19 protein-coding genes, 1 tRNA gene and 1 pseudogene are annotated in these 21401 nt (G+C 54.6%); 13 read left to right on the top strand and 8 right to left on the bottom strand.

Annotated elements, in window-relative coordinates; genetic code table 11:
* Positions 1 to 46 precede the first annotated feature (46 nt).
* From BUB55_RS12615 to BUB55_RS12600, 4 genes are all read right to left on the bottom strand, one after another.
* Entirely contained in the window at positions 47 to 283 is a 237-nt protein-coding gene (locus BUB55_RS12615) for a hypothetical protein (RefSeq protein ID WP_073192020.1), read from the bottom strand.
* A gap of 74 nt (positions 284 to 357) precedes the next feature.
* Positions 358 to 2412, bottom strand: a complete 2055-nt coding sequence (locus BUB55_RS12610) for a M23 family metallopeptidase (protein ID WP_073192018.1) — start codon at positions 2410 to 2412, stop codon at positions 358 to 360.
* Between the two features lie 82 nt (positions 2413 to 2494).
* Positions 2495 to 2567, bottom strand: a tRNA-Ala gene (locus tag BUB55_RS12605).
* Positions 2568 to 2709: 142 nt separating this feature from the next.
* Positions 2710 to 3255: a peptidylprolyl isomerase gene (locus tag BUB55_RS12600; protein ID WP_073192015.1), complete on the bottom strand. Its 546-nt coding sequence runs from the start codon at positions 3253 to 3255 to the stop codon at positions 2710 to 2712.
* Between the two features lie 104 nt (positions 3256 to 3359).
* Here BUB55_RS12600 and pyrR point away from each other — a divergent pair, with 104 nt between their 5' ends.
* The 9 genes from pyrR to BUB55_RS12555 all read left to right on the top strand — a co-directional run bounded on the left by pyrR (position 3360) and on the right by BUB55_RS12555 (position 13246).
* Positions 3360 to 3920, top strand: a complete 561-nt coding sequence (gene pyrR / locus BUB55_RS12595; protein WP_073192013.1) for a bifunctional pyr operon transcriptional regulator/uracil phosphoribosyltransferase PyrR — start codon at positions 3360 to 3362, stop codon at positions 3918 to 3920.
* A 1-nt stretch (position 3921) separates the two neighbouring features.
* Positions 3922 to 4881 carry an aspartate carbamoyltransferase catalytic subunit gene (locus BUB55_RS12590; RefSeq protein WP_073192011.1) on the top strand — a complete coding sequence of 320 codons (960 nt, stop codon included), beginning with the start codon at positions 3922 to 3924 and terminating at the stop codon, positions 4879 to 4881.
* The gene (locus tag BUB55_RS12585; RefSeq protein ID WP_073192009.1) at positions 4868 to 6214 is read left to right on the top strand and encodes an amidohydrolase family protein; all 1347 of its coding nucleotides are present in this window, start codon (positions 4868 to 4870) and stop codon (positions 6212 to 6214) included. Before BUB55_RS12590 ends, BUB55_RS12585 begins: the two co-directional genes overlap by 14 nt.
* Positions 6215 to 6229: 15 nt before the next feature.
* On the top strand, positions 6230 to 7243 hold the full coding sequence (locus BUB55_RS12580; protein WP_073192007.1) for a PilZ domain-containing protein: 1014 nt from the start codon (positions 6230 to 6232) through the stop codon (positions 7241 to 7243).
* A gap of 98 nt (positions 7244 to 7341) precedes the next feature.
* A complete protein-coding gene (pilM, locus tag BUB55_RS12575; RefSeq protein WP_073192005.1) occupies positions 7342 to 8487 on the top strand; it encodes a pilus assembly protein PilM in 1146 nt (381 codons plus the stop codon).
* On the top strand, positions 8487 to 9101 hold the full coding sequence (locus BUB55_RS12570; protein WP_073192002.1) for a PilN domain-containing protein: 615 nt from the start codon (positions 8487 to 8489) through the stop codon (positions 9099 to 9101). The genes pilM and BUB55_RS12570 overlap by 1 nt, the downstream gene beginning before the upstream one ends.
* A gap of 1 nt (position 9102) precedes the next feature.
* Positions 9103 to 9699, top strand: coding sequence for a type IV pilus inner membrane component PilO (locus BUB55_RS12565; protein WP_073192000.1), 597 nt, complete (start codon positions 9103 to 9105; stop codon positions 9697 to 9699).
* The gene (locus tag BUB55_RS14340; RefSeq protein WP_073191997.1) at positions 9699 to 11720 is read left to right on the top strand and encodes a hypothetical protein; all 2022 of its coding nucleotides are present in this window, start codon (positions 9699 to 9701) and stop codon (positions 11718 to 11720) included. The genes BUB55_RS12565 and BUB55_RS14340 overlap by 1 nt, the downstream gene beginning before the upstream one ends.
* The gene (locus BUB55_RS12555; RefSeq protein WP_083597019.1) at positions 11717 to 13246 is read left to right on the top strand and encodes a secretin N-terminal domain-containing protein; all 1530 of its coding nucleotides are present in this window, start codon (positions 11717 to 11719) and stop codon (positions 13244 to 13246) included. Before BUB55_RS14340 ends, BUB55_RS12555 begins: the two co-directional genes overlap by 4 nt.
* Before the next feature lie 90 nt (positions 13247 to 13336).
* On the opposite strand, the gene holA is transcribed toward BUB55_RS12555, so the two are convergent.
* Positions 13337 to 14305: a DNA polymerase III subunit delta gene (gene holA / locus BUB55_RS12550; RefSeq protein WP_073191995.1), complete on the bottom strand. Its 969-nt coding sequence runs from the start codon at positions 14303 to 14305 to the stop codon at positions 13337 to 13339.
* Positions 14306 to 14315: 10 nt separating this feature from the next.
* Complete coding sequence (greA, locus tag BUB55_RS12545; RefSeq protein ID WP_073191992.1) at positions 14316 to 14783, bottom strand: transcription elongation factor GreA; 468 nt, start codon at positions 14781 to 14783, stop codon at positions 14316 to 14318.
* Between the two features lie 44 nt (positions 14784 to 14827).
* On the opposite strand from greA, the gene argJ reads away from it, so the two are divergent.
* The gene (argJ, locus tag BUB55_RS12540) at positions 14828 to 16045 is read left to right on the top strand and encodes a bifunctional glutamate N-acetyltransferase/amino-acid acetyltransferase ArgJ (protein ID WP_073191990.1); all 1218 of its coding nucleotides are present in this window, start codon (positions 14828 to 14830) and stop codon (positions 16043 to 16045) included.
* A gap of 178 nt (positions 16046 to 16223) precedes the next feature.
* On the opposite strand, the gene BUB55_RS12535 is transcribed toward argJ, so the two are convergent.
* Both BUB55_RS12535 and BUB55_RS12530 read right to left on the bottom strand, forming a co-directional pair.
* On the bottom strand, positions 16224 to 17141 hold the full coding sequence (locus BUB55_RS12535) for an FISUMP domain-containing protein (protein WP_073191988.1): 918 nt from the start codon (positions 17139 to 17141) through the stop codon (positions 16224 to 16226).
* 63 nt (positions 17142 to 17204) lie between these two features.
* Positions 17205 to 18317 carry a glycosyl hydrolase family 8 gene (locus BUB55_RS12530; protein ID WP_073191986.1) on the bottom strand — a complete coding sequence of 371 codons (1113 nt, stop codon included), beginning with the start codon at positions 18315 to 18317 and terminating at the stop codon, positions 17205 to 17207.
* Between the two features lie 65 nt (positions 18318 to 18382).
* On the opposite strand from BUB55_RS12530, the gene BUB55_RS12525 reads away from it, so the two are divergent.
* From BUB55_RS12525 to BUB55_RS12515, 3 genes and pseudogenes are all read left to right on the top strand, one after another.
* The gene (locus BUB55_RS12525; protein WP_073191984.1) at positions 18383 to 19240 is read left to right on the top strand and encodes an NAD(P)/FAD-dependent oxidoreductase; all 858 of its coding nucleotides are present in this window, start codon (positions 18383 to 18385) and stop codon (positions 19238 to 19240) included.
* Positions 19241 to 19253: 13 nt separating this feature from the next.
* A complete protein-coding gene (locus BUB55_RS12520) occupies positions 19254 to 20063 on the top strand; it encodes a radical SAM protein (protein ID WP_073191983.1) in 810 nt (269 codons plus the stop codon).
* Positions 20064 to 20144: 81 nt separating this feature from the next.
* Positions 20145 to 21401: pseudogene (locus tag BUB55_RS12515) on the top strand (hypothetical protein); the annotation flags it as partial.

Raw genomic sequence — 21401 nt, 5'->3', positions numbered from 1 at the left:
AAAAGAGCATGAAACTACTTGACAATGAAGCGCTAATAGCCTAGATTTACACCAGTTGGAGACCTGGATTTTCAACTAAAAAAGGGACAAATTCGGCGCTGGAGGCCGGTGCACCCTCGTCGGCACTGGAAGCGGCACCTTCACCTTCGGAGGCGCTGGATGTAATAGTTGTGCCTTCATCGCCGCCGGTGGGGGCAGCAGTGCTGCTGGTATCGTCGTCGCAGGCCATAAAGCTGAAGGATGCCATGAGAGCCATGGACAAGATGATTTTTTTGAGATTCATGTTAATTCCTTTTTTATTGGTTGTACGAGTAATTCTAAAATAAATAAAAAGTTGATGTTTTGCAAAAAAAGAATTTACATGCCCGGTATGGTGATGTCGTATTTCACCTTGTTTTTGGCCTCGTCGGTAATTTCAATGGTGATGGATTCACCTTCTTCGGGGAGCTTTGAACCATCCAACACAATTTCGCGGGGTTCCGAATCGTACTCGGCTGCAATCCATTTTTTGCCGGCGGAGACCTTGATGGCGTTTCCGTCGGCAATCCCGTCGTACTTGTATACCATAGGAATCCTGAGCACCGATTGATGGAGTCCGTTTATGATGCCTTCTGCCCAGTAGGGGAAACCGAGGGTGGGGCCTTCCTTGTTCTCTATGCTGGCGACGTCGCGTAGCTCGTTGGCACTGGCGCAGCGCTTTTTGCCACCGGTCTGCTTGCTAAAGATGAACCAGTCGCGGCTGGTTTCGCCGAGCCAGTAGAGGGGGGCTGGATTGTCGGGGTTCTCGATGCACACGTTCCAGTTGCCGCGGAACTGCATTCCCTTGGGGTGAAACTCGAAGTAGTCTAGACTGTCGGTGCTAGTGCGTGTGACCGCCAGAACGCGAGCTGCGGTATCACTTGCCGTCGGGATACCCGAAATCTTTTGGCTTATGCTCACGTCGCCAATTGTGGTGTTCCAGTTGACGCTGGTCTGGTACTTGCCCATGGAGAACACGGCGATGGTCTCGTCGGCAGCCTTGCCGTTGCCTGTGGATTCGGCGCCGGCGGTATACTGGATTTTTTTGAGGTCGGGGTAGGTTTCGACGACCTTGCCCAGCAAAATGGGCTTGTGGTCGAACACCTTGCAAAGGTCTTCAGAGAGCTCGGCGTCCTTGGTGCCGTAGGCGGCAAAGCGGTAGCCCGATTCGCAGCGGAAAAGGTCGAGGACGCTCCTGCTCAAGAAGGTGTAGACCGGAGCCGTCTGGACCTTGGTCTGCTGGATTGGGGAGTTGCCTTTGCATTTGGGGTGGAAGTTGAACTGGCGCGTGGTCACGTTGCCGGCATAGTCCTCAATTACAACTTTGTATGTAGAGAGCGGGGCGAGTTTGGCGTCAATGAAGTGCCAGTCGCCTGCGGTGTCGGCTTCTTCGGCCCACAAAAGTTCGTCACGGATGTTCAGCATTTTTTTGAAGCTGAGGTCGTCCTGGATTTTGCTATAGATTTTTTCGTCATAGCGCCACACCTCTAGGCGGCGGATTGACATGGGATTCTCTTTGGGGAATCGGCTGTAGTCGGCAATCTTGACGGCCATGTGGAGCGGGAATTCGTTTTTGACCGGGGTGACGGCGCAGCCCTTGCTGACGGCTGCGTCACTGGTGACGGCGAGCTCGTTGCCTTGCCAAACGGCGACTCCAAAGACTTGCGGGGCGATGGTGTCGAGGCAGAGGGCGCCCACCTTGCAGGGGGAGGTGACGCGGTCGTTGTCGAGGCGGACTTCTAAGTGCAGGTGCGGATTCCCGATGCCCGTGCTGCCGGAGAACGTGAGCGTGTCGCCCTTGTTGTATTTGGTGCCGGGATTGAGTTTAACGTCGTTCTTTTTGCTGGCGTACTGCTTTTGCGAAATTTGCTCGTCGAGCTTGCCAAAGCTGCTTTGGTGGGCAAACACCCAGGTCTTGCCGCTGTTGCCCTTGAAGAACATCACCTTGCCGTAGCCAAAGGGGCTGGTGCGGATCTCCTGGACGCGACCGTCTTCGGGTGCGTATATGGGCCAGCCTTCTTCCATTTCGGTGGAGTAGTCAATGCCTGCGTGGTAACGGGTGCCGCGGTTTTCGCCAAAGCTCGAGGTGAGGAAGGCGTCCCTGCCAAAGGGGTTGTAGCGGTCGTCTTTGGCTTCGGTGTTTTTTTCGTCGGCTTTGTCATCCGTGATGCCGGCGGCCTTCTTTTGCTCGGCGAGGCAGTCCTCGTAGGCGAAGGCGTCCATGCTCGCCTCGTCGCAGGGCGGGATGACCTTTTCGGAAGTGGCTTCCGTTTTTACGGCTTTTTGTTTTTTGACGGTCTTGTTGGCCTTGATGGTCGAGGCGCTTGCGGCAAAGGCAGAAACTGCGGCAAACGAAATGGCGAATAATGTTGTAAGTAATTTCTCATTCTTCATAATACTAGTAAATTTAAAAAAAAGGGGGATGGCTGTTGGAAAGGGTATAAAAAAGACCCGCATTGCTGCGAGTCTTTTTCAGTGGAGCTAAGGAGAGTCGAACTCCTGACCTCCTGCATGCCATGCAGGCGCTCTACCAACTGAGCTATAACCCCGAAAGGTGAGCCAAATAGAGAAATTTATTTGCCCCTTGTCAAGGGGACGGGGAATTTTTTTTCGAAAAAAAGAAAAAATCCCCTCGGAGGAGGGGCTTTTTTACGTTTTGCCGTTAATTGGCAGCTACCGGCTAATGGCCGATTATGCCTTCTCGATGGTCACGGACTCGATAATCACGTCTTCGAAGGGGCGGTCGCCGCGGTCGGTCTTGACGTTTGCAATATCGTCGAGCACGTCGAAGCCTTCGTAGAGCTGGCCGAACACGGAGTAGCCGTCAGCCGGGCCGGGGCCCACCTGGTCGTGGTCCAAAAAGTGCACGTTGTCGCCGTGGACGATGAAGAACTGGCTACCGATGCTGTTTGGCATGGCGGTCTTTGCCCAGCTGAGGGCGCCGCGCATGTGGGTGAGGCACGGGTCGTACTTGTCGCCGATGGTGGTGCCGGGGCCCTTGGCGGAGTGTCCGCCGGTGCCGTTCCTGCGGGTGAAGTCGCCGCCCTGGATCATGAACCCGCTGATGATGCGGTGGAACGGGGCGCCGTCGTACTTGCCCTGCTTTGCAAGTTCGATGAAGTTCGTGGCGCATTCGCCCACGCGTTCTTCAAAAAGGCGGAGCTTCATGGTGCCGTGGTTGGTTTTCATGATGGCGATGGTTTCGCCTGCCTGCGGTTTATCCAGCTGATTGAACATATGTTTCTCCGGTATTTATTGTTTTTCCCATATATATAAAAAATAGGACGAAAATTACAACTTTTAAAAGCGAGTTGGCCCTAAAAAAACTAATTTCTAGGTATATGAAAGACAACTGCAAACGTATCCAGGAATTGCTTTCCGCGCAGGCCATGGAATTCGCTCTCGACGAAATGGCTGCGAAAATCGCAAAGATGCACCCTTCCGCCGAGAACCTGATTGTCCTCGGCATGGCAAGCCGCGGGATTCCGCTGGCAAAGAAACTGAGCGACAGGCTCTCGCAAAAATTCGGCAAGCCCATCGAGATGGGCAGCCTCGACGCGACATTCTACCGCGACGACTTCCACTACCGCAAGCCCAGCGCCTCTACCGAGATGCGCTTTACCGAGATGCCCGCCTCCGTGGAAGGCAAAACGGTAATCCTTGTGGACGACGTGCTCTACACGGGCCGCTCGGTTCGTGCCGCGATGCAGGCAATCCTCGACCTCGGCCGCCCCGCCGCCATACGCCTCTGCGTGCTGGTGGACCGCGGGCACCGCGAACTCCCCATTGCCCCGGACTGCGTGGGCCTCACGGTGGAGACTGCGCAGAACCAGGAAGTGCGCGTGATGATAGAACCTATCGACAATGAAAATTCAGTTTATTTAGTGGAAGTGGAGGACTAAAGTGAGTTCTTTGCAAATCAAGCACTTGTTCGGCCTGCAGGGAGTCTCCAAGCAAGACATCCGCATGATTCTGGACAATGCCAAGCAGTTTAGAGAAATTCTGGAACGTCCGGTCAAAAAGGTGCCAAGCCTTCGTGGCCTCACGATAGTGAACCTGTTTTTTGAGAATAGCACCCGCACCCGCACGAGTTTTGAACTCGCCGAAAAGCGCCTCTCTGCAGATACGGTGAACTTCACGAGTTCCAACTCCAGCGTGAAGAAGGGCGAAACGCTCGTCGATACGCTCCGTAACATTGAGTCCATGAAAATCGATATCGTGGTGGTCCGCCACAAGGGGACGGGTGTCCCGAAGTTCCTCGCCGACAACAGCAATGCGATTATCGTGAACGCGGGCGACGGTGCGCACGAGCACCCCACGCAGGCGCTCCTTGACATGCTCACCATCGAAGAAAAGCTGGGCACTCTCGAGGGCAAGAACGTGACGATTGTGGGCGACATCCGCCACAGCCGCGTGGCCCGCAGCAACCTCTGGGGCATGACCACCATGGGCGCGCACGTGACGCTCTGCGGTCCTAGCACCCTGGTTCCCCGCAATACGGAACTGTTGCAGTACAAGGAACTTGCGGGGAGCGTTTCTTGGGAACCCGACGTGAACAAGGCGGTCAGGGACGCCGACGTCATTATCGCGCTCCGCCTGCAAAAGGAGCGCATGGATGACGCCCTCCTCCCGTCGATGCGGGAATACCGCAACTTCTTTGGCATTACCGAGGATGTTTTGGAGCATGCCAAGGAAAAGGTCATCATTATGCACCCGGGTCCAATCAACCGAGGAGTGGAACTGGATTCCGATATTGCCGATGGAAGCCATTCCGTCATCTTGGACCAGGTGACAAACGGCGTGGCCGTCCGTATGGCCGTGCTCTTCCTTTTGGCTGGAGGCCGTAACAATGAAAAGGTATAAGGATTATCATCTTTGCGGGGCCGGCAACATGGACCAGGTCGTGCTCAAGAACCTGAAGTTCTGGAACGGGAAGTCCTTTGAAAAACGCGACCAGCTTTGCATTGACTCCCAGGGCTGCATTGACGAATCGGGCAAAAGTTCCTCGGCGAAGGTCGAGTTCGATTGCAAAGGCGCCCTGGTGCTGCCCGCCCTCTTTGGGCTGGGGCTCGACTTTATGGAACCGCTTCGCGATGACGTTTACACTTTTGGTGACGGCCTGGATGCCATGCACCGCGGCGGTTTTTATGGTGGACTTTACGAAAGCTCCGCCAACCCGATTGACGATTGCGAAAAGCTTGCCGCTGCCGAGAACCGCCTGGTGCGGAACGGCGTTTATTCGAACCTCGATATCAAGTTCCTGGGTGCCTTTAGCCGTGCGTTCGGTACAGATAGTTTGTCCGAAATGATGGAACTGGCAGAGGGGGTTGAACCCGATGAGGATTCTTGCGAGGGCGTTGCTGGCTTCGGTGACGGAAACGCGCCCATCCCGCACTCCAGGTTCCTCCGGCTTGCCATGGAATATGGCAAAATGACTGGCAAGCGATTCTTTTTCCAGCCCATGGACCGCACGCTTCGCAAGAGCGGCTGCGTTCACGAGGGTGCCTACTCCGACATGCTCGGCATGAAGGGCATCCCGCGCATTGCCGAGACGATTGCCGCCTACACGGTTTTGGAAACGGCGCGTTTTTTGGATGTGCCGGTGCACTTTAAACAAATCACCTGCGGCGAGACGTTGGACTTGGTGCGCCAGGCCCGCAAAAACGGCTTGGATGTCACTTGTGACGTTGGACTGTACCACTTGCTTTTGGAAGACTCCTGCCTTACGTCGCTGGATTCCGCATATCACATCATTCCGCCCATCCGCTCTGCCGATGACCGCGAGGCCTTGTGGAAAGGAGTCGAGGACGGCACGGTCACGGCAATCAGCATGAATCACACGCCGGTGCTCCTTCAGGATACCGAAGTGAACTTTGAGGACTCTGTTCCTGGCGCTCTCTCGCTGGAAGTGGCGCTTCCTGCCATTTGGGGCAAGCTGAGTGCCCGTGTGGGCGAGGCCCGCGCCATAGAACTCTTGTCGACTGCCCCGGCGAAGCTGGTGGGGGTCGATGCGTCGGTCCCGAAGCCCGGGTTCGATAAGGCCTTGACTAACTTGGTTGTGTTCGACCCGGCCAAACCGCACAAGGTGGTCGAGTCCGATTTTGCCGGCCATGTTTGCAACAGCCCGCTTTTGGGGACGGAGCTGCAGGGGTCCATCCTGGGTTCCTATATCCACGGTGTTTGGACCGAGGTGTAACACAGGGAATTGCCGATGATCAATCCAACGCAACTTCTTTGGGTTCTCTTTGTTTTGGCGCTCATTCTGGCGCTGATTGCCCTGGTCGAAATACATCGAAGCAATCAGCGTCGCGAAAACGAAGTGATGTTCGGGACAGATGTCTTTGACGAAAAAGTCAAGGAATTCGGCCTGACGCCTAAGGAAATCCGCACGTTGGAAAAGTTGGTCCGCGCCTCCAAGTTCGAGAACAAGGATGCGGTGTTGAATTCCGCTTCGCTTTTTGAGACGGCGGTTGCCGATTTCTACGATTTTAGGGATGTCCATACGGTTCGCGATGAAACGCTCGAAGCGGTGGCGGGACTCCGCGAAAAGCTTGACTTTACGGCGAAGAACCCGCTGGCGAATGTCCGCTCGACGCGGCAGTTCGGCGTGGGCGACCGCGTCGACGTTATCCTCGAAAACGGCGCCAAACTCAAGCGTTCCGAAATTTTGTGGAAAAACGAGAAGGAATGGGCTGTGTTGTACGACAGCAGTTTTGGCCCTGCTTCGTCCTTTGAAGGCAAGCGGATCCGCATCCGTTGGACCAGGCCCGAAGATGCCATGTACTCGGCTTGGCTGGAGGTCGTGGCTTCCCGTCCCGGGGAATTCGTCGTGGAGCACTCGGTAAAATTGGACAAACAGCAGTTGCGTCGCTGGGTCCGTGAAGTGGTGGACTTCCCTGTGGAGGCCGTTTTTGCAGACGGGACCACCTGTTCAGGAAGGCTTTACGATTTGTCGGCTGGCGGTATCCTTCTTGGACTCCCCATGGAATGCGAAAGTGGCCAGCATGTGAACATTCGTTTTGAGCTTCCGAGCTTTGGTCCCCAGGATGTGGAAATCGAGCTTTTGCGCAGTTTAGGGCGGAAAAATCCAAAATATCCGGATTATTTCTCTGTGACGGCGTCCTTTACCGGCGCCTTTGGTTGGACCCAGGAAATGGTGCTTCAGTACATTTTTGAGGTCCATAAGAACAAAAAGATCTCCGAAAATGACAAAAAAGTGGGCTAAGTAGTTAATTTTCAATGAGTTAGGTGAAATTTCCGCTTGACATTTGAGTTATTTAAAGGTAGAATTAGGGTAGTATTGTTTCCGATCGGAGTTTTATTTTGGCTTTAGGTTTAATTGCTAAAATTCGCGGGGAACGCGAAACTGTCGGTATTGATGTTGGCCACTACAGCATCAAGTACGTTAAGGTTTACCACAATAGTCGCGGTGGCAAGGTCGTTGTCGACGCCGACTTGGAGCCTGTACCCGAAGGTGCCATTGTCAATGGTGAAATCCAGCATCGCGAGGGCGACGCTCCGACGGGTGAAGATGGAAAGAAGGAGAAGGATGGCGCTGAACTGCTGAATGAAGCCATGTCCAGGCTCCTGATCCGCCATCCTATCGATGAATCAGTCGATGTTGTTGCTTCCGTGAACTGCGGTGCCGGCGCCGGTGGTGTGCTGGTGGACCGTTTGAGTGTTAAAGTCCCGAAAAACGGGAACGAAGCCGCTATTATTCTCCAGACCGCGCAGTCCCGTCCGCCTTTCGATGACCAGGACAACGTCATCGACTACGAAGTGGAATCTCGTGACGCCGAAGAGGTCACGGCGAACGTCGTCGCCGCCAAGAACGCCCTGTTGGACTCCTGGGCGCAGTTCTTCAAGTCCAGGTCGCTCAAGCTCTCGGCGATGGACGTCGATATTTTTGGCTTGGTCAACTCGTACATGGCGACCGCCTCTGCCGAGGACGCCCAGCAGACCGCAGCCATTGTGAACATTGGCGAAAAGAAGATGAGCATCGCGTTTGTTCAAAACGGCAAGTTCCACTCGATGCGTGCCATGACCGGCGGTTCGCTGGATTTGGTGATTGCGAAGTTGTGTACGCACTTGGGTGTCGATGCCGCCAAGTGCCACGAGATTTTTGAAAAAGGCGACATGTCTATCGTGGATGGATTTTCGGAAGCCGAAGTTGAAGAAACTTTGAAGATCGCCTTTGAAGACTTGATGGGCCAGATTGAGTTCGGTATCCGCTACTTCTCGTCTTCGGAAGATTCCAGTGAACTGAGCAAGATTTTGCTGGGTGGCGGCGGCGCCTCCATTCCTGGACTCAAGGCTTACATTGCCGAGCGCACTGGCATAGAGACCGATACGGTGAACCCGTTCCGCTATGTGGAGTGCGACGCCAAGGTCTTTGGTGAGGGCGGTATTTCGCTCGGTTTATCTAACATTTATGCCCCTGCTCTGGGACTCGCGATGAGGAAGTTCTAATGGCGGCAAAAAAGACAAAAACAAAAGCTGCAGAAAAGAAAGCGCTTTGCATTTCGATTAACCTCCTCCCTCCGGAGTATCGAAAAAAGCAAAAGGATTTCTCTTGGATTACGGACCGCCGTGTGATTTGGCCGACGGTGGCTTTGATTGTCGCCATCGTTTCGGTGGCCATGGTGCAGGCGTTTATTACCGAGACCATTAACGGCTTGGAACAAGAGGTGCAGAGTGTAAAAGAGGAAGTGGAACGCGAGCGTCCGCTCCTGACCAAGATTGGCGACTTGGAACAAAAGCAAGCCGTTATCAATACCAAGATCAATGCGCTCAAGAGCATCCAGGTCAGCAAAAAACGCTGGGTCATTCTCTTTGAGAATATTTCTTCGGTGCTTCCTCCCAACATGTGGATTACCAGCATCGGTCAAATGGACGAATTTGACTTGGAAATGAAGGGCACCACGTTTGACTTCTCCGAAGTTGCCGAATACATGGTAAAACTCGAAAAGCAGGCGAGTGTCGAAAAGGTTTCTCTGGTGACAATCGCTACTACCAAGGTTGATGGTGAAGAAGCATACAACTTTACCATCAAGGTTGTCCTGAAAAAGGATTTGGAGGGGTAGTATGGGCAATATAGACTTTAAAGACAAAAAGAACGTATACGCCATATTCATTATCCTTTTGATTCTTGCCGTGGGTTACTGCGTATATACTTATATGTGGGACCCGTTCGTGGTGGAACGTGAACGCCTTGAACGCGATCTTGGCTCGGCACGGACGGAACTCGACAAGATTAACGCCAAAAAACATCGCGTGGCGGAGCTGGAACTCCAGCTGGTTCAAGCCGAAAAGGATTTTGAGAAACTGAAGGAAATGTTCCCAGAAGAAGAAAAAATCCCGCTGCGTTTGCAGGATCTTTATTCTGTGTTGCGCAGCTCCGGCGTTCAAATCCAAAAATTCAACCCCGAGGGAAGCTCTCCCAAGGAACACTACATAGAGAATCGTTACTCTATTGCGGTCAATTCGGGTTACCACATGCTGGGTTACCTGTTCGCCGAAATCGCGAACTTCAATTACCCGACCGCAATCTCGAATTTAAGGTTGAGCCGTTACTCGGGCATTGCTGCGGAATTGCAGAAGGCCGAGACACACGGTTGGACGCCGATTACCATGTCGGTTACGTTTAACTTGACCACCTATACATCCAAGAAGGCTCAGTAATGATTATGAATAAATTCATTCCTTTGTTCCTGTTCGTGGCGGTGGCGGCAAATGCAGCGCTAATCAAGGATGTTCGCTACAGTTGTGATTCCAAGAATTGTGCGGTGGTGTTCCAGTTTGCGTCGAACAAGGATTTACCGACTTTTTACCAAAAGTACGATGCCAAGGCCCAAAAATTGACGGTGGGCTTTTCGGGAACTGATTTCGCCTTGGGCGAGGGTTCTTACGATATAGACGCCGCTGCCGAAATGGTTCGTTCCATGCGCGTGTTCAAGGAACCGTACCGCGGTATGGATTTCTTGAAGATCGAGATGACTGTGGGACCGGCATTGAACTCTGACAAAAATGAAATCGCTCTTGACGACGCCAACTTCCTTTTGAAACTCAAGGGAAACAAGGGCAAGGCCTGGACCTTGTCAAAGCTTTTTGCAGAACGCAAGAAGGCTGCCGAAAAAGCGGCGAAGGAAGAAGCCAAGCGTTTAGCCGAAGAGAAGAAGGCTGCCGAAAAGAAGGCCGCCGAAGAGAAGAAAGCCGCCGAGAAGGCCGCCCTCGAAGAAAAGAAGCGCTTGGCCGAAGAGAAGAAGGCCGCCGAAAAGAAGGCTGCCGAAGAGAAGAAAGCCGCCGAGAAGGCCGCCCTCGAAGAAAAGAAGCGCTTGGCTGAAGAGAAGAAGGCCGCTGAAAAGAAGGCTGCCGAAGAGAAGAAAGCCGCCGAAAAGGCCGCCCTCGAAGAAAAGAAGCGCTTGGCCGAAGAGAAGAAGGCCGCCGAAAAGAAGGCTGCCGAAGAGAAGAAAGCCGCCGAAAAGGCCGCCCTCGAAGAGAAGAAGCGCTTGGCCGAAGAGAAGAAGGCTGCCGAGAAAGCCGCCAAGGAAGAGGAAAAACGCCTTGCCGAAGAAGAAAAGGCTTTGGAAAAGGCGCTCAAGGAAGGCGGTAAAATTTCGGCTCTGCTCCCGAACTTAAAAGAGATGACCGTCTTGATCGGTTCCGGCATGGAACAGTTCCGCCTGGAGGCTGACAGCCCGGTCGAAATTAAGAACGTCTCTGGCCCCGACAAGGCTTCGACTTACACAATCGGTCTTGCTGGCCCTAAAAAGTCCCCTGTATTCAAGGTGGGCGCAGGCTCCCTGGTACGCGCCGTGACGTGGGGCGCCAACGGTCTCAAAGTCCAATTGCAGCCCGGAGCCAAGCCGGTAATGCTTGTGCAAGAGGGCGCCTTTATTTTGCAGGTGGCCGAAAAAGCCGTTAAAAAGGATGGATTTGTGTTCTGGTCGGCTCGCCCCGATGGAATCTTTGTCCGCAACTGGATTAAGAGCGTCGAAGAAGAACGTCCCAATTTTGAATCCTTTGTGAGCCGTTTTGAAAAGGACAGCAAGAAAATTGTGTCTAGCTCCCAGGCCTTCCACCTGCGTCCGGTTGTGCGCGAACTGATTGTGGTTGCCGATGAAATTGAACTTTATGCGGCTCCGAACGAAAACTCCCAGGTGTTGCAACGCTTGGTGTTTGGCGACCGCCTTGTGAATTTGGATTTGACCGGCCTGTATTGCAAGGTGCAGTCGGGCAGCCGCGTTGGCTTTGTGAACAAACGCGCGGTGAGCTACATGGATGAACTTTCTTCTGTGCAGGCGGAGCGCTTGAAACAGATTGACAAGGAACGCGGTGAAAATCTCGCGGGTGAAAATCCGACTCAGGGAAGCCAGTTGGATGGCTTGTACGAGGATCGCGTGACATACAGCTCGTTTGGTCGTCGTGATCCGTTTGTCGAAATCAAGGGCCTTGTCGAAGAAGGCATTAACATTGACCAGGTGGAACTGGTGGGCATCATTTGGGAATCCGATGTGCCGATGGCTATTCTAGTGGAATCCAAGAATCCTTCCGTGTCTTATACGCTCAAGGAAGGCGACAAGATTCTCAATGGTAAAGTTCTTAAAATTACACAAACAGACGTGCTCTTCCTTATTCAAGAATTCGGTGTGAGCCGTCGCTACTCCATGGGTCTTCCCGATAAATTTGGGGGTCAAAAGTGAAAAAGCTGACAAAAATTCTGACCATTCTTCTTATGGTGGCGAGTTTCGCTACTGTCTGGGCTGCGCCTGCCGAAGGGTCGGTTGCCCCGAACAAGAAGCTGTATGACTTTAACTTTGTGGACATGGACTTCGAAGCCGTGTTCCGCTCTGTCTCGGTGGTTGCCGGTGTCGACATTTTGCTTGCTCCCGAAGTCAAGGGCAAGATGAGCCTCAAGGTGACCAAGAAGACCTGGCAAGAAACGCTGGACATTGTCTGTAACATGAACGAACTGACCTGGGTCATCCAGGACAAGTACATCATGATCCAGCGCACCAGCACCTACCTGGCAAAGCAAAAGAAACTCGCTGACGAAGAAAAGCAGGTCGCCGAATCGGCTCCGCTGGTACGTAAGAACTTCCAGGTGCACCACGCCAAGGCCGAGGAACTGGTGAAGGTGCTTGAAAGCATGAAGAGCGGTCGTGGTCGCATTACCACGGTGGAACGCACCAACTCGATTATTGTGTACGATACCGAAGACAAGATTGAGCAAATGAACAACGCTTTAGCGGAATTGGATGTGGAAACGCTGCAAATCATGATTACTGCCAAGCTCGTTGTGGTAAGTAGTGAATTGGCTCGTGAGTTAGGTGTGGACTGGACGGCGACGATGGGCAATACGGCACTAACTCCAGGGGTTGCCGGAACGGCAACGGGAAGTGCTGCGGCTTCAACTCGTACTAGTGCTGTGGTTCAGTCCTTCCCGAATAATGGCGCTTCTCCGGCAGTTAATAAAGCTTCAACGGCTATTACTACAAGCCTTTTGGACAATAACCTCCAGGTTGCCATTACCAGCTTGATGGGTGATGCTTCTACGGAAGTGCTTGCGAGTCCGCAAGTCTCGACGCTCGACAACACCGAAGCCCAAGTGTTCATGGGTGACAAGGTCTCGATCCGCGTGATTGACGATGATGGTGAATCTTCGACACAACTTGTGGAAACGGGTATCAAGCTCACAGTGACTCCGCATGTTTCTGGCGATAATCGTATTTTGCTTGATTTGCATCCTGAAAACAATTCATATAGCTATGATGAAAAGGGTGAGGTTGTTATTAGTACCCAAGAAGCGAAGACAAAAGTTGTTGTGGCTGATGGAGAAACGGTTGTGATAGGTGGCTTGACTCGTAATGAAAATCAAGAAGAAGAACGAGGCATTCCGTTCCTCAAAGATATTCCATTGATTGGAAATCTATTTAAGTATAGCCGTAATTCTGTTATTAAAAAGGACCTTGTGATCTTTGTGACGCCGCGAATCATCCGCAACTACATTGGCGATGTGGAACTTTCGGAACCGTCCGCTGTGGTTGAAGGTCAAGAGAAGGAAGCACCGCAGGCCGCCCCGGCTGCCCAGCCGGCTCCTGCCGCTCAACCGGCTGCTCAACCTGCTCCGGCTGCCCAGACGGCACCGCAAGCGGAACCCGCTCCTGCCGCCGCTCCCGAGGCTCCCGCCCCCGAAGCTCCTGCCGCAGAAAGCGGCGACTGGCAGTAATTCTCTGCTACGCAAGTTTAAAAAAGCCTCCACATTTGTGGAGGTTTTTTTGTCTGATTTTTTTTGGAAGTGTAACTGCAGAAGATTCGCTTATCGCACCACGAGGGAGGCGAGGGCGAGCTCCTGCGCAATGCGTGTGCTGCATAGGCCGCTCTTGATTTCGTAGTCGAGGTCGGCCAGGCGACGAATTACGCGGCAAAGGAGTGGCCTGCCCCAATTGCGTGCGCACTGGGGAGCCTTGCCCTTCACGTTGAAGATGAAGTCGTTTTTGCCGATGGCCGCCGCGGCATCCTTTGCCTGCATCCCCTTGCTGAGGAGAGTCGAGAAGTTCAAGAGGTCCACGGAATAGCGGTAGAGCGAGCCCACGATCTGGATAGCGCTTACGCCGTTGTTGAGCATCTCGTTCAACATGCGGGTATAGGTCTTGGCGTCACGCATACCGAAGGAGTCGTTGATTTCGTAAGAGACCATCTCGCGCTGGGGCACGATCATCGTGCGAACAAGTTCCAGCGTGATCTTGGGGCAGTCGGGTGCAAAAAGCAGGACCTTCTCGATTTCCTCGCTTACGAGCTTGGTGTCGGTGCCGAGGGCGTCGGCGAGGTACTGGCAGGCGTCACGGTCAATCGCCTTGTTGAAGTGCGTGGGGATGGCGGCGGCAATCCACTCTGCCATCTTGTATTGCTTAGGGACTTCGTACTTTTGGATTTCGCCCACCTTGGCGAGTGTCTTGTACAGTTCCCCGCGGGCATCCAGCTTCTCGAATTCCATGAGGAGCTTGCACTGTGGACCGTGGGAGAGCCACTTGGCAAGGCTCTTAACGTCGTCCGCCTTGAGGGCTTCGCCCTTGCGGACGACCACGACCTGCTCGGGGGAGAACATTGACACCGAGTCGCAGGCGGTAATGACGGCGTCGGCGATAGAGGGGATGTTCGTATCGGTCGCAAACAGGATTTGCTTGGCCAAGGGGTCGTCTCGGCGGTCGCCGAGAGTGTCGCATAGGAACTTCTCTACGCACTTGTCCTTGGTAAAGTTGTCTTCGCCGATGAGAGTGAGGATCATGGCTTAAAGGTTAGCTGAAGTCGACGATTTGGAACTTGTTCACGCCTCTCGGGGTGGTGACTTCGATGGTCTCGCCCTTCTTTTTGCCCGTGAGGGCGGCGCCGATGGGGCTTTTGAAGCTGATTTTGCCGTTGAGGGCGTCGGCTTCTTCGGGAGACACCAGCTGGTAGTTCACGTTCTTCTTGGTCTTCAGGTTGAGGAGGGAGACCTTGGCGCCAAAACTGATTTTTTCGCAGTTTGGGTCAAAGGCGACGACCTCGGCACGGGCCAACTGGTCCTGGAGCCTGGGCATCTCGATGTTGTCGATGGAGGAGAGCCTTTCCTTGGCGGCGTGGTACTCGGCGTTTTCGCTCAAGTCACCCTGTGCACGGGCGTCGACCAATTCTTGGAGGACGCGCGGACGCTCCATATTTTTTAAATTTTCAAGGTCTTTGACGAGCTTGTCGTAAGCTTCTTGTGTAAACTTGATCTTTTCCATGCTCTATAAGTTAATAAATTTTATGGCATCTTTTAGGAGATTGTATGTACAATTTATTGGATAATGGCGGCGTTTGCTCCCCCAAGGGATTTACCGCTTCTGGAATTTGCGCTGGCATTAAGGCTAGCGGTAATGCGGATATGGCACTCTTGAAGAGTGAAAAGGCGGCACGTTGCTTTGCCGTGTTTACCACCAACAAGGTGAAGGCCGCCCCGGTCCTTTACGACAAGGCTGCCCTGGAGCATGCACACTTTGCGACGGCGGTCGTGGTGAACAGCGGTAACGCCAATGCCTGTACCGGCGAACAGGGTTACAAGGATGCCGAGCGTATGGCCGTGATGACCGAGGAGGCTCTTGGCCTTACCCCGAAGAGTGTGCTCGTGTGCAGCACGGGTGTGATTGGTCACCTGATGCCGATGGACAAGATTGAAGCGGGTATCCCGAAACTCGTCGAGAAACTCCACGCCGATGCTTCCGAGGAATTTGGCCGAGCCATCCTCACGACCGACCTTGCCTTGAAGAGCCATGCCGTGGAAATCCACACGGAGAAGGGCGTGGTGACGATTGGCGGTGCCTGCAAGGGCAGCGGCATGATTCATCCGAACATGGCGACGATGCTCGCCTTTATTACGACGGACATTTCTCTCCCTATTGACTTTTTTGCGGAGTTCCGTGCCGATATTGCGGACTCGTTCAACGCGATTACCGTGGACGGCGACACCAGCACAAACGACACCTGCATTATGCTCGCAAACGGGATGAGCGGGCTTCGTTACGAGGACCTGAGCCTCAGCGAACAGGGCGAGTTCCGTGCTGCCCTCATGCTCATCATGCAGAGCCTCGCAAAAGACATCGTGCGTGATGGCGAAGGTGCCACCAAGCTTATCGAACTGCGTATCGAGAAGGCCGAAAGCCACGAGGAAGCACTCCGCATGGCGCGCTTTATCGGGACATCTAACCTCGCGAAGTGCGCAATGTTCGGTGAAGACCCGAACTGGGGCCGCATCCTCAGCAGCGCGGGTTCCAGCGGCTGCAACATGGTGGCAGAACACACCGACCTGTATTTCGGTGACGTGAAGGTCTTGGAAGGCGGGCGCCCGCTCCAGCTCGACGAGGCACAGACTGCGGCCTTGCATGCCGTGGTGCGCCAGCGTGAATACAAGGTGACGCTCGTGCTCAACATCGGGCAGGCATCCGCAAGCGCGTTTACCTGCGACTTGAGCTACGGCTACGTGAAGATCAACGCCGAATATACGACGTAAGGGAAGAGACCGCTCGCGCTAGAATCTGTATAACAAGTACAGGGCTGGCGCTCGCTCTCGCCTTTGACGACTCGTTGATACGAGTCGCCTACGGCTCACAGAGACCGCTCGCACTTGAAATTAAAAAACGCTCCGGTTTGGCCGGGGCGATTTTTTCCTGTTTACTAACCACTATTTACTAATCCTTTAGGCAGCGCAAACTTGCGCCGAATTCGGGATTGAACTTCTCGAACTTGGCGGTGTTCTTGTCGGTCACGAACACGAGGACTTCGCCCTCGCTTGTCCAGAAGTAGGCCTTTTGACCGGCATCCTGCAGCTTGCGGTCTTTGAGGGCAACATCGCTCTTGGCGAAGTGCCCGCCGCCGGCCTTGGCACCAAAGCCGAATTCGTCCTTGCCATTGCCGTAGACGGCTGTCCCCTTGATGGGATCCCAGCCGTAGCCGGCTTTGAGCTTTAAGCCCGGGTCCTTGCCGGCAAAGTCGAGGAGCTTTTGCCATTCTTCTTTGGTGGGCATATGGAAGCCGCCAAGGCAAGCCTTTTGTGCGTTTTCAAAATCGTAGAGTCTTCCCCAGTGGTTGCACTGGTAACAGAGGGAGCCCGCGGCGGTCGCGAAGTTGATGTTCTCGGCCGTCCACAGCTGGTCGCCAATGCGCACCCATTCGTAAGCGTAACCGTCTCGCGGGTCCTTGTAGCTGCCGCTGGTGGCGGGGTCGCCGTTCTCGTCAAAGTACTTGCCGAATTCCACCTGCTTGTTTTGGCTGTAGTTAGCGCTGGAGGCGAGTTTGCCGTTTTTGTGGTAGCGGTTCACGATGCCTTCGATGTAGCCGTCCGCATAGGGAATTTCGTCTTGCAGAGTACCGTCGGGGTAATAGTCCTTGGTCATGCCTTCACGACGGTCGTTCTTGTATTCGGTTTCGCGCTTGAGCGTCCCGTTCTCGTAGAACTCCTTTTCCATGCCCTCTTTTTTGTCTTTGACGTAGGTGGTCTGGAAGCGGATGTTCCCGTTGGGGTAGGTTTCTTCGCGTATGTCTTCACAGGCGGTGAAGGCGAAAGCTGCGGCGACGGTAAGGCAAATAGGCAAAATTCTGTTCTGCATATAAATCTCCTTTATATGTAATATAAACAAAAAATTGCCGATGCGGTAATAAAAAAGAGCGCGCTAAATCTCGATTTTGCCCGCGGTGGCGAGGAGCCCGATGATGTAGAGCATGCCGTCGTAGTAGCGCCAAAAACGGTAGGGAACCGAGAGCGCCGCCAAGTCCTTGACAAAAGGCTTCATGAGCGGGTCTTCGGTTTGCAGCACCTGGCAGGCCGCCGCGTTCATGGCGATGATGCCCGGGGTGGCGTTTCGGCCTTGGCGGGGGTAGGGGGTGCCGTCGGTGGCGTAGTCCGAGAGGTACGGTCGGCGCGCCTCAAAGAAGTTGAGCAGGCGGGTGCAAATTTCTTTTTCGCAGTCGTGGCCACGGAAGAGGGCGTAGTCCACGCTCAGGTTGAGGGCGACGCGCCAGGCGTCGCCGCTAAAGCAGTTGCTCTCGGGGAACCAGGGCATGGCTTTGGGGGTTCCGTCGTATTCGCTGTAGTCGCCGCATAGCCCGGTCTCGGGGTGCGCCGCCTTTTGGATGTACTCGAGGCTGTTTTTGACAATCTGGTTCCAGCGGTCGTCGCCGGTAGCCTCGGCGTAGGCGCGGTAGAAGGCAAACGTGTGGTAGCTGGGGTCGGTAAAGTCGTTGCCCAGCACCGGCGAGAACTTGATGAGCATGCGCTCGTGGTCGATCATGGGCCCCACTAGCTCGTTCACGGGCTTGTCCATCATGCAGTTGATGAGCTCAAGGGCCTCCTGCTTGTAGTCGTCGCGGTTGAACCTTTTGGCGGCGATGAGGAGGGCGGCGGCAATGTACTCTTCGCCGTCAGGTGCGGCGCCCGGATCCATCATGGTGAAGTCCGTCGTGGAGACCTGCCAGGAGTAGAACCCTTTGTGCGGGCCTTCGTTGTTGCGCAGGTAGCGCTTGGCGAACTTCCACAGTTTGGCAAAGAGCTCTTCGTGGCCGGTAAGCGCCGTGATGAACATGCCGTAGCTCATGCCCTCGGAGCGGATGTCGTCGTGGCCGATGTCGATGATGTAGGCCATGTCGCTTCCCGCCTCAAAGCAAATGCGTTCGTCAATGGGGTCACCTTCGAATAACTTGCTATAGGCATTTTGTATAAGCTGGTCCGCAAAGTTGGGACCGTAGCCGACTTCGACAAAAAGATCGCGGGGAGTGTAGCGCTGCATAAATAAAAATTCCTTGATGTTGTCAATAAGATAAATAAATTCGTATTTTTGTGTAGGAGGTACTTATGTCAGATGTATTGATTATTGGTTATGGACCGGCAGGGATTTCGGCGGCTTTGTATGCCCTGCGCAGCAACTTGGACGTGCTTTTGGTGGGCAAGGACACGGGAGCGCTTTCCAAGGCGCACATGATTGAAAATTATTATGGCCTCGAGAGGCCCCTCTCTGGGGCGGAACTCGCCGAGGTCGGCAAAAAGCAGGCGACCGCCCTGGGTGCCAAATTCGCTGACGACGAACTGACGGATTTGCTCTTTGACGGCAAGGAATTCGTGGCGATGGGGCTCAAGGGCGAGTACCGCGGTCGCGCTTGCATTATGGCGACGGGATCTGCCCGCAAAAAACAGCCCCTGCCCGGCATGGCCGAGATGGAAGGCCACGGCGTGAGTTACTGCGCCGTTTGCGACGCCTTCTTTTACCGTGGCAAGGATGTCGCTGTGCTCGGTTCCGGCGAGTATGCGCTGCACGAGTGCAGTGAACTTTTGCCCGTGGTGGGCAGCGTGACGCTCTTGACCAACGGCGCCGAATTGACGGCGAACTTTCCCGAAACGGTGAAGGTCGACAAGCGCCCCCTCAAGGGCTTGCTTGGGACAGACTCTTTGGAGGGGGTCTCGTTTGCGGATGGCTCTGAGTCCAAGTTTGACGGAATGTTCGTGGCGCTCGGTAGCGCAAACGCCCTGGACCTCGCGCGCAAGGCGGGAGCCGCCTTCGAGAACGGCTCCATTGTGTTTGACAAGGACTACATGACGACCGTCCCCGGACTCTATGTGGCGGGCGACTGCACCGGCGGCATTTTGCAGGTGGCCGTAGCCGTGGGACAGGGCGCCACAGCGGGCATGGCTGCCATCAAGTTTTTAAGGAAGTAATCGGGCTTTTAAAATGCGCCTCACGCTGGTTACGAATCCCGACAAGTGCAACCTGCGCTGCCCGTTGTGCTTTTTGAACCAGCGGGGCCGTGCGTTTGGCAAGGGCGAAATGCCCTGGGCCGTGGCAAAGGCTGCCATTGACCGTGTCAAGCCCTTTGAGGTCATCCCGAGTACCATGGGCGAGCCGTTACTTTATACGTACTTTGAAAATTTGTTGGATTATTGCGCGGGTCAAGGCGTCGCCCTCAACTTGACGACGAACGGGTCTTTCCCGGGTGTGTGGGGAAGCGAAGCGGGAATGGGCCGCCTTCTTTTGGCCTGCCGCGACATCAAGGTGAGCTGCATGGGCTTTGACGAGACTACCTTTAACGAAATGATGCCGGGCATTGCATTTGAACGCTGGCGCGGGAACGTGGAAAGGTTACTTTCGCTGCGGCGACAGGGAACGGTGTGCCTCCAGGTGACGCTCCATAGAAAGATGCTCGCTTCGGTTGCCGATTTGCTCCGCTGGGCCGAAGGCGTCAACGTCGATCGCGTCAAGTGGAACTTGCCCGTGTTCCTCGGCTGCGGGGAACGCCTGCGCGAAGCTTATGGGATCGACGAAAAAATGATTGGCGAGTTGCGCGAAATCGTCCGGTCCAGCAAGGTGCGAAGCGAAGGCAGTTTGTTCATAATTGGCAAGGTTCCCAAGCCGTGCAACCTCTTTGAGAACGACATCTGGGTGATGCCCGATGGCACCGAGGAGCATTGCCCCAATCCCGAGCGCCGCTTTGGCGACCCCGCCTCCGCAGGTGCCACCTGCGAAAAGTGCGTACTTTTTTAGGCTCTTCTGGCGTGGAGGTGCTTTTTACGTATTGACTTTTGTGTAGCGAAAATTTACTTTACGTTTGTACAAGAGGTTTATATGCAAAAAATAGCCCTTTCTCTGGTTTGTGGCATCGTCACCCTCCTTGTCGCCTGCGGCGACACCAACGAGACTACAAATAACATTCTTGAAGACGGCACCCTTGACCTGGTCGTCGATTTGGACAGCCTCCCGGAATGTACCACCGACAACGAAGGGGCGTACGTTTGGGTCAAGAGCGAGAACGAGCTCAGGGTCTGCTCTGAGGAGGAGTGGACGATAATCGGCAGCGGCGCGTCGTGCTCCACGGAAGCGCTCCAGGACGGGAGCGGCATGAAGATTGTTTGTAACGGCGACTCCATCGGCGTGGTACTAAACGGCAAGGACGGAAGTGACGGCAAGAACGGAGCCAACGGCAAGGACCTCAAGGACACCGCCGCTGCGGACTCCGAAGCGGTAGCGACCTCGCTCGACAGCATCACAGGCTACTCGCAAAAAGGACCGTTCCTCAAGGGGACTCCCGTCTCGGTGCGCGGCCTCGAAAACGGTCGCACCCTCACGCAATCCAACATCACCTACGAGGGCAAGATCGGCAGCGACGACGGCGAGTTCAAGCTGCGCGGCGGCATGCTCAAGTCGCAGTACGTGAGCCTCACCGCCACGGGCTTTTACAAGAACGAGGTCACGGGTGAGAACTCCGAGTCGCAGATTACGCTGAACGCATTGACCGACCTCACGACGCACACCTCGGCGAACCTGAACCTGCTCACGCACCTGGAGTACGACCGCGTGTACCATCTGGTGAAGAACATGGGCGAGCGTTTCGCCACCGCTAAAAAACAGGCTCAAAAAGAAATCTTTGCGGCGTTCCACATAAATTCCGCCGGGTTCAAGAACTCCGAAGACCTGAATATCGCGGGCTCCAGCGAAGCCGACGCGGCGCTCCTCGCCGTATCCATCATGATGCAGCGCGACGGCTCGGTGAGCCAGCTCTCCGACTTCATCACGGGCTTCGCGGCGAACCTCGAGAAGGACGGAACCTGGGACGACGAGTCCATGCGCAAGGTCATCGCCGACTGGGCGATGAACGCGGACCTTGACGGCCGATTGTCCGATTTCCGCGCGAACGTGAAGTCCTGGAAGCTTTCCGATTCCGTGCCCGCGTTCGAGAAGTACGTGACCCGGTTCTGGCAGACGGAATTCAAGTTGGACGGCTGCACCGAGGCGAACGACGGCGTTGTTGTCGCCAAGGGCGTCCCCAACAACGATGACGACAAGGACCGCCTCATTTGCGACGCGGGCGCATGGAGGCTTGCG

It is taken from the genome of Fibrobacter sp. UWP2 (assembly GCF_900141705.1).
GTDB lineage: Bacteria > Fibrobacterota > Fibrobacteria > Fibrobacterales > Fibrobacteraceae > Fibrobacter.
Note: the sequence above shows the minus strand (reverse complement) of the source record. Positions and strands in the feature narration are given on the sequence as shown.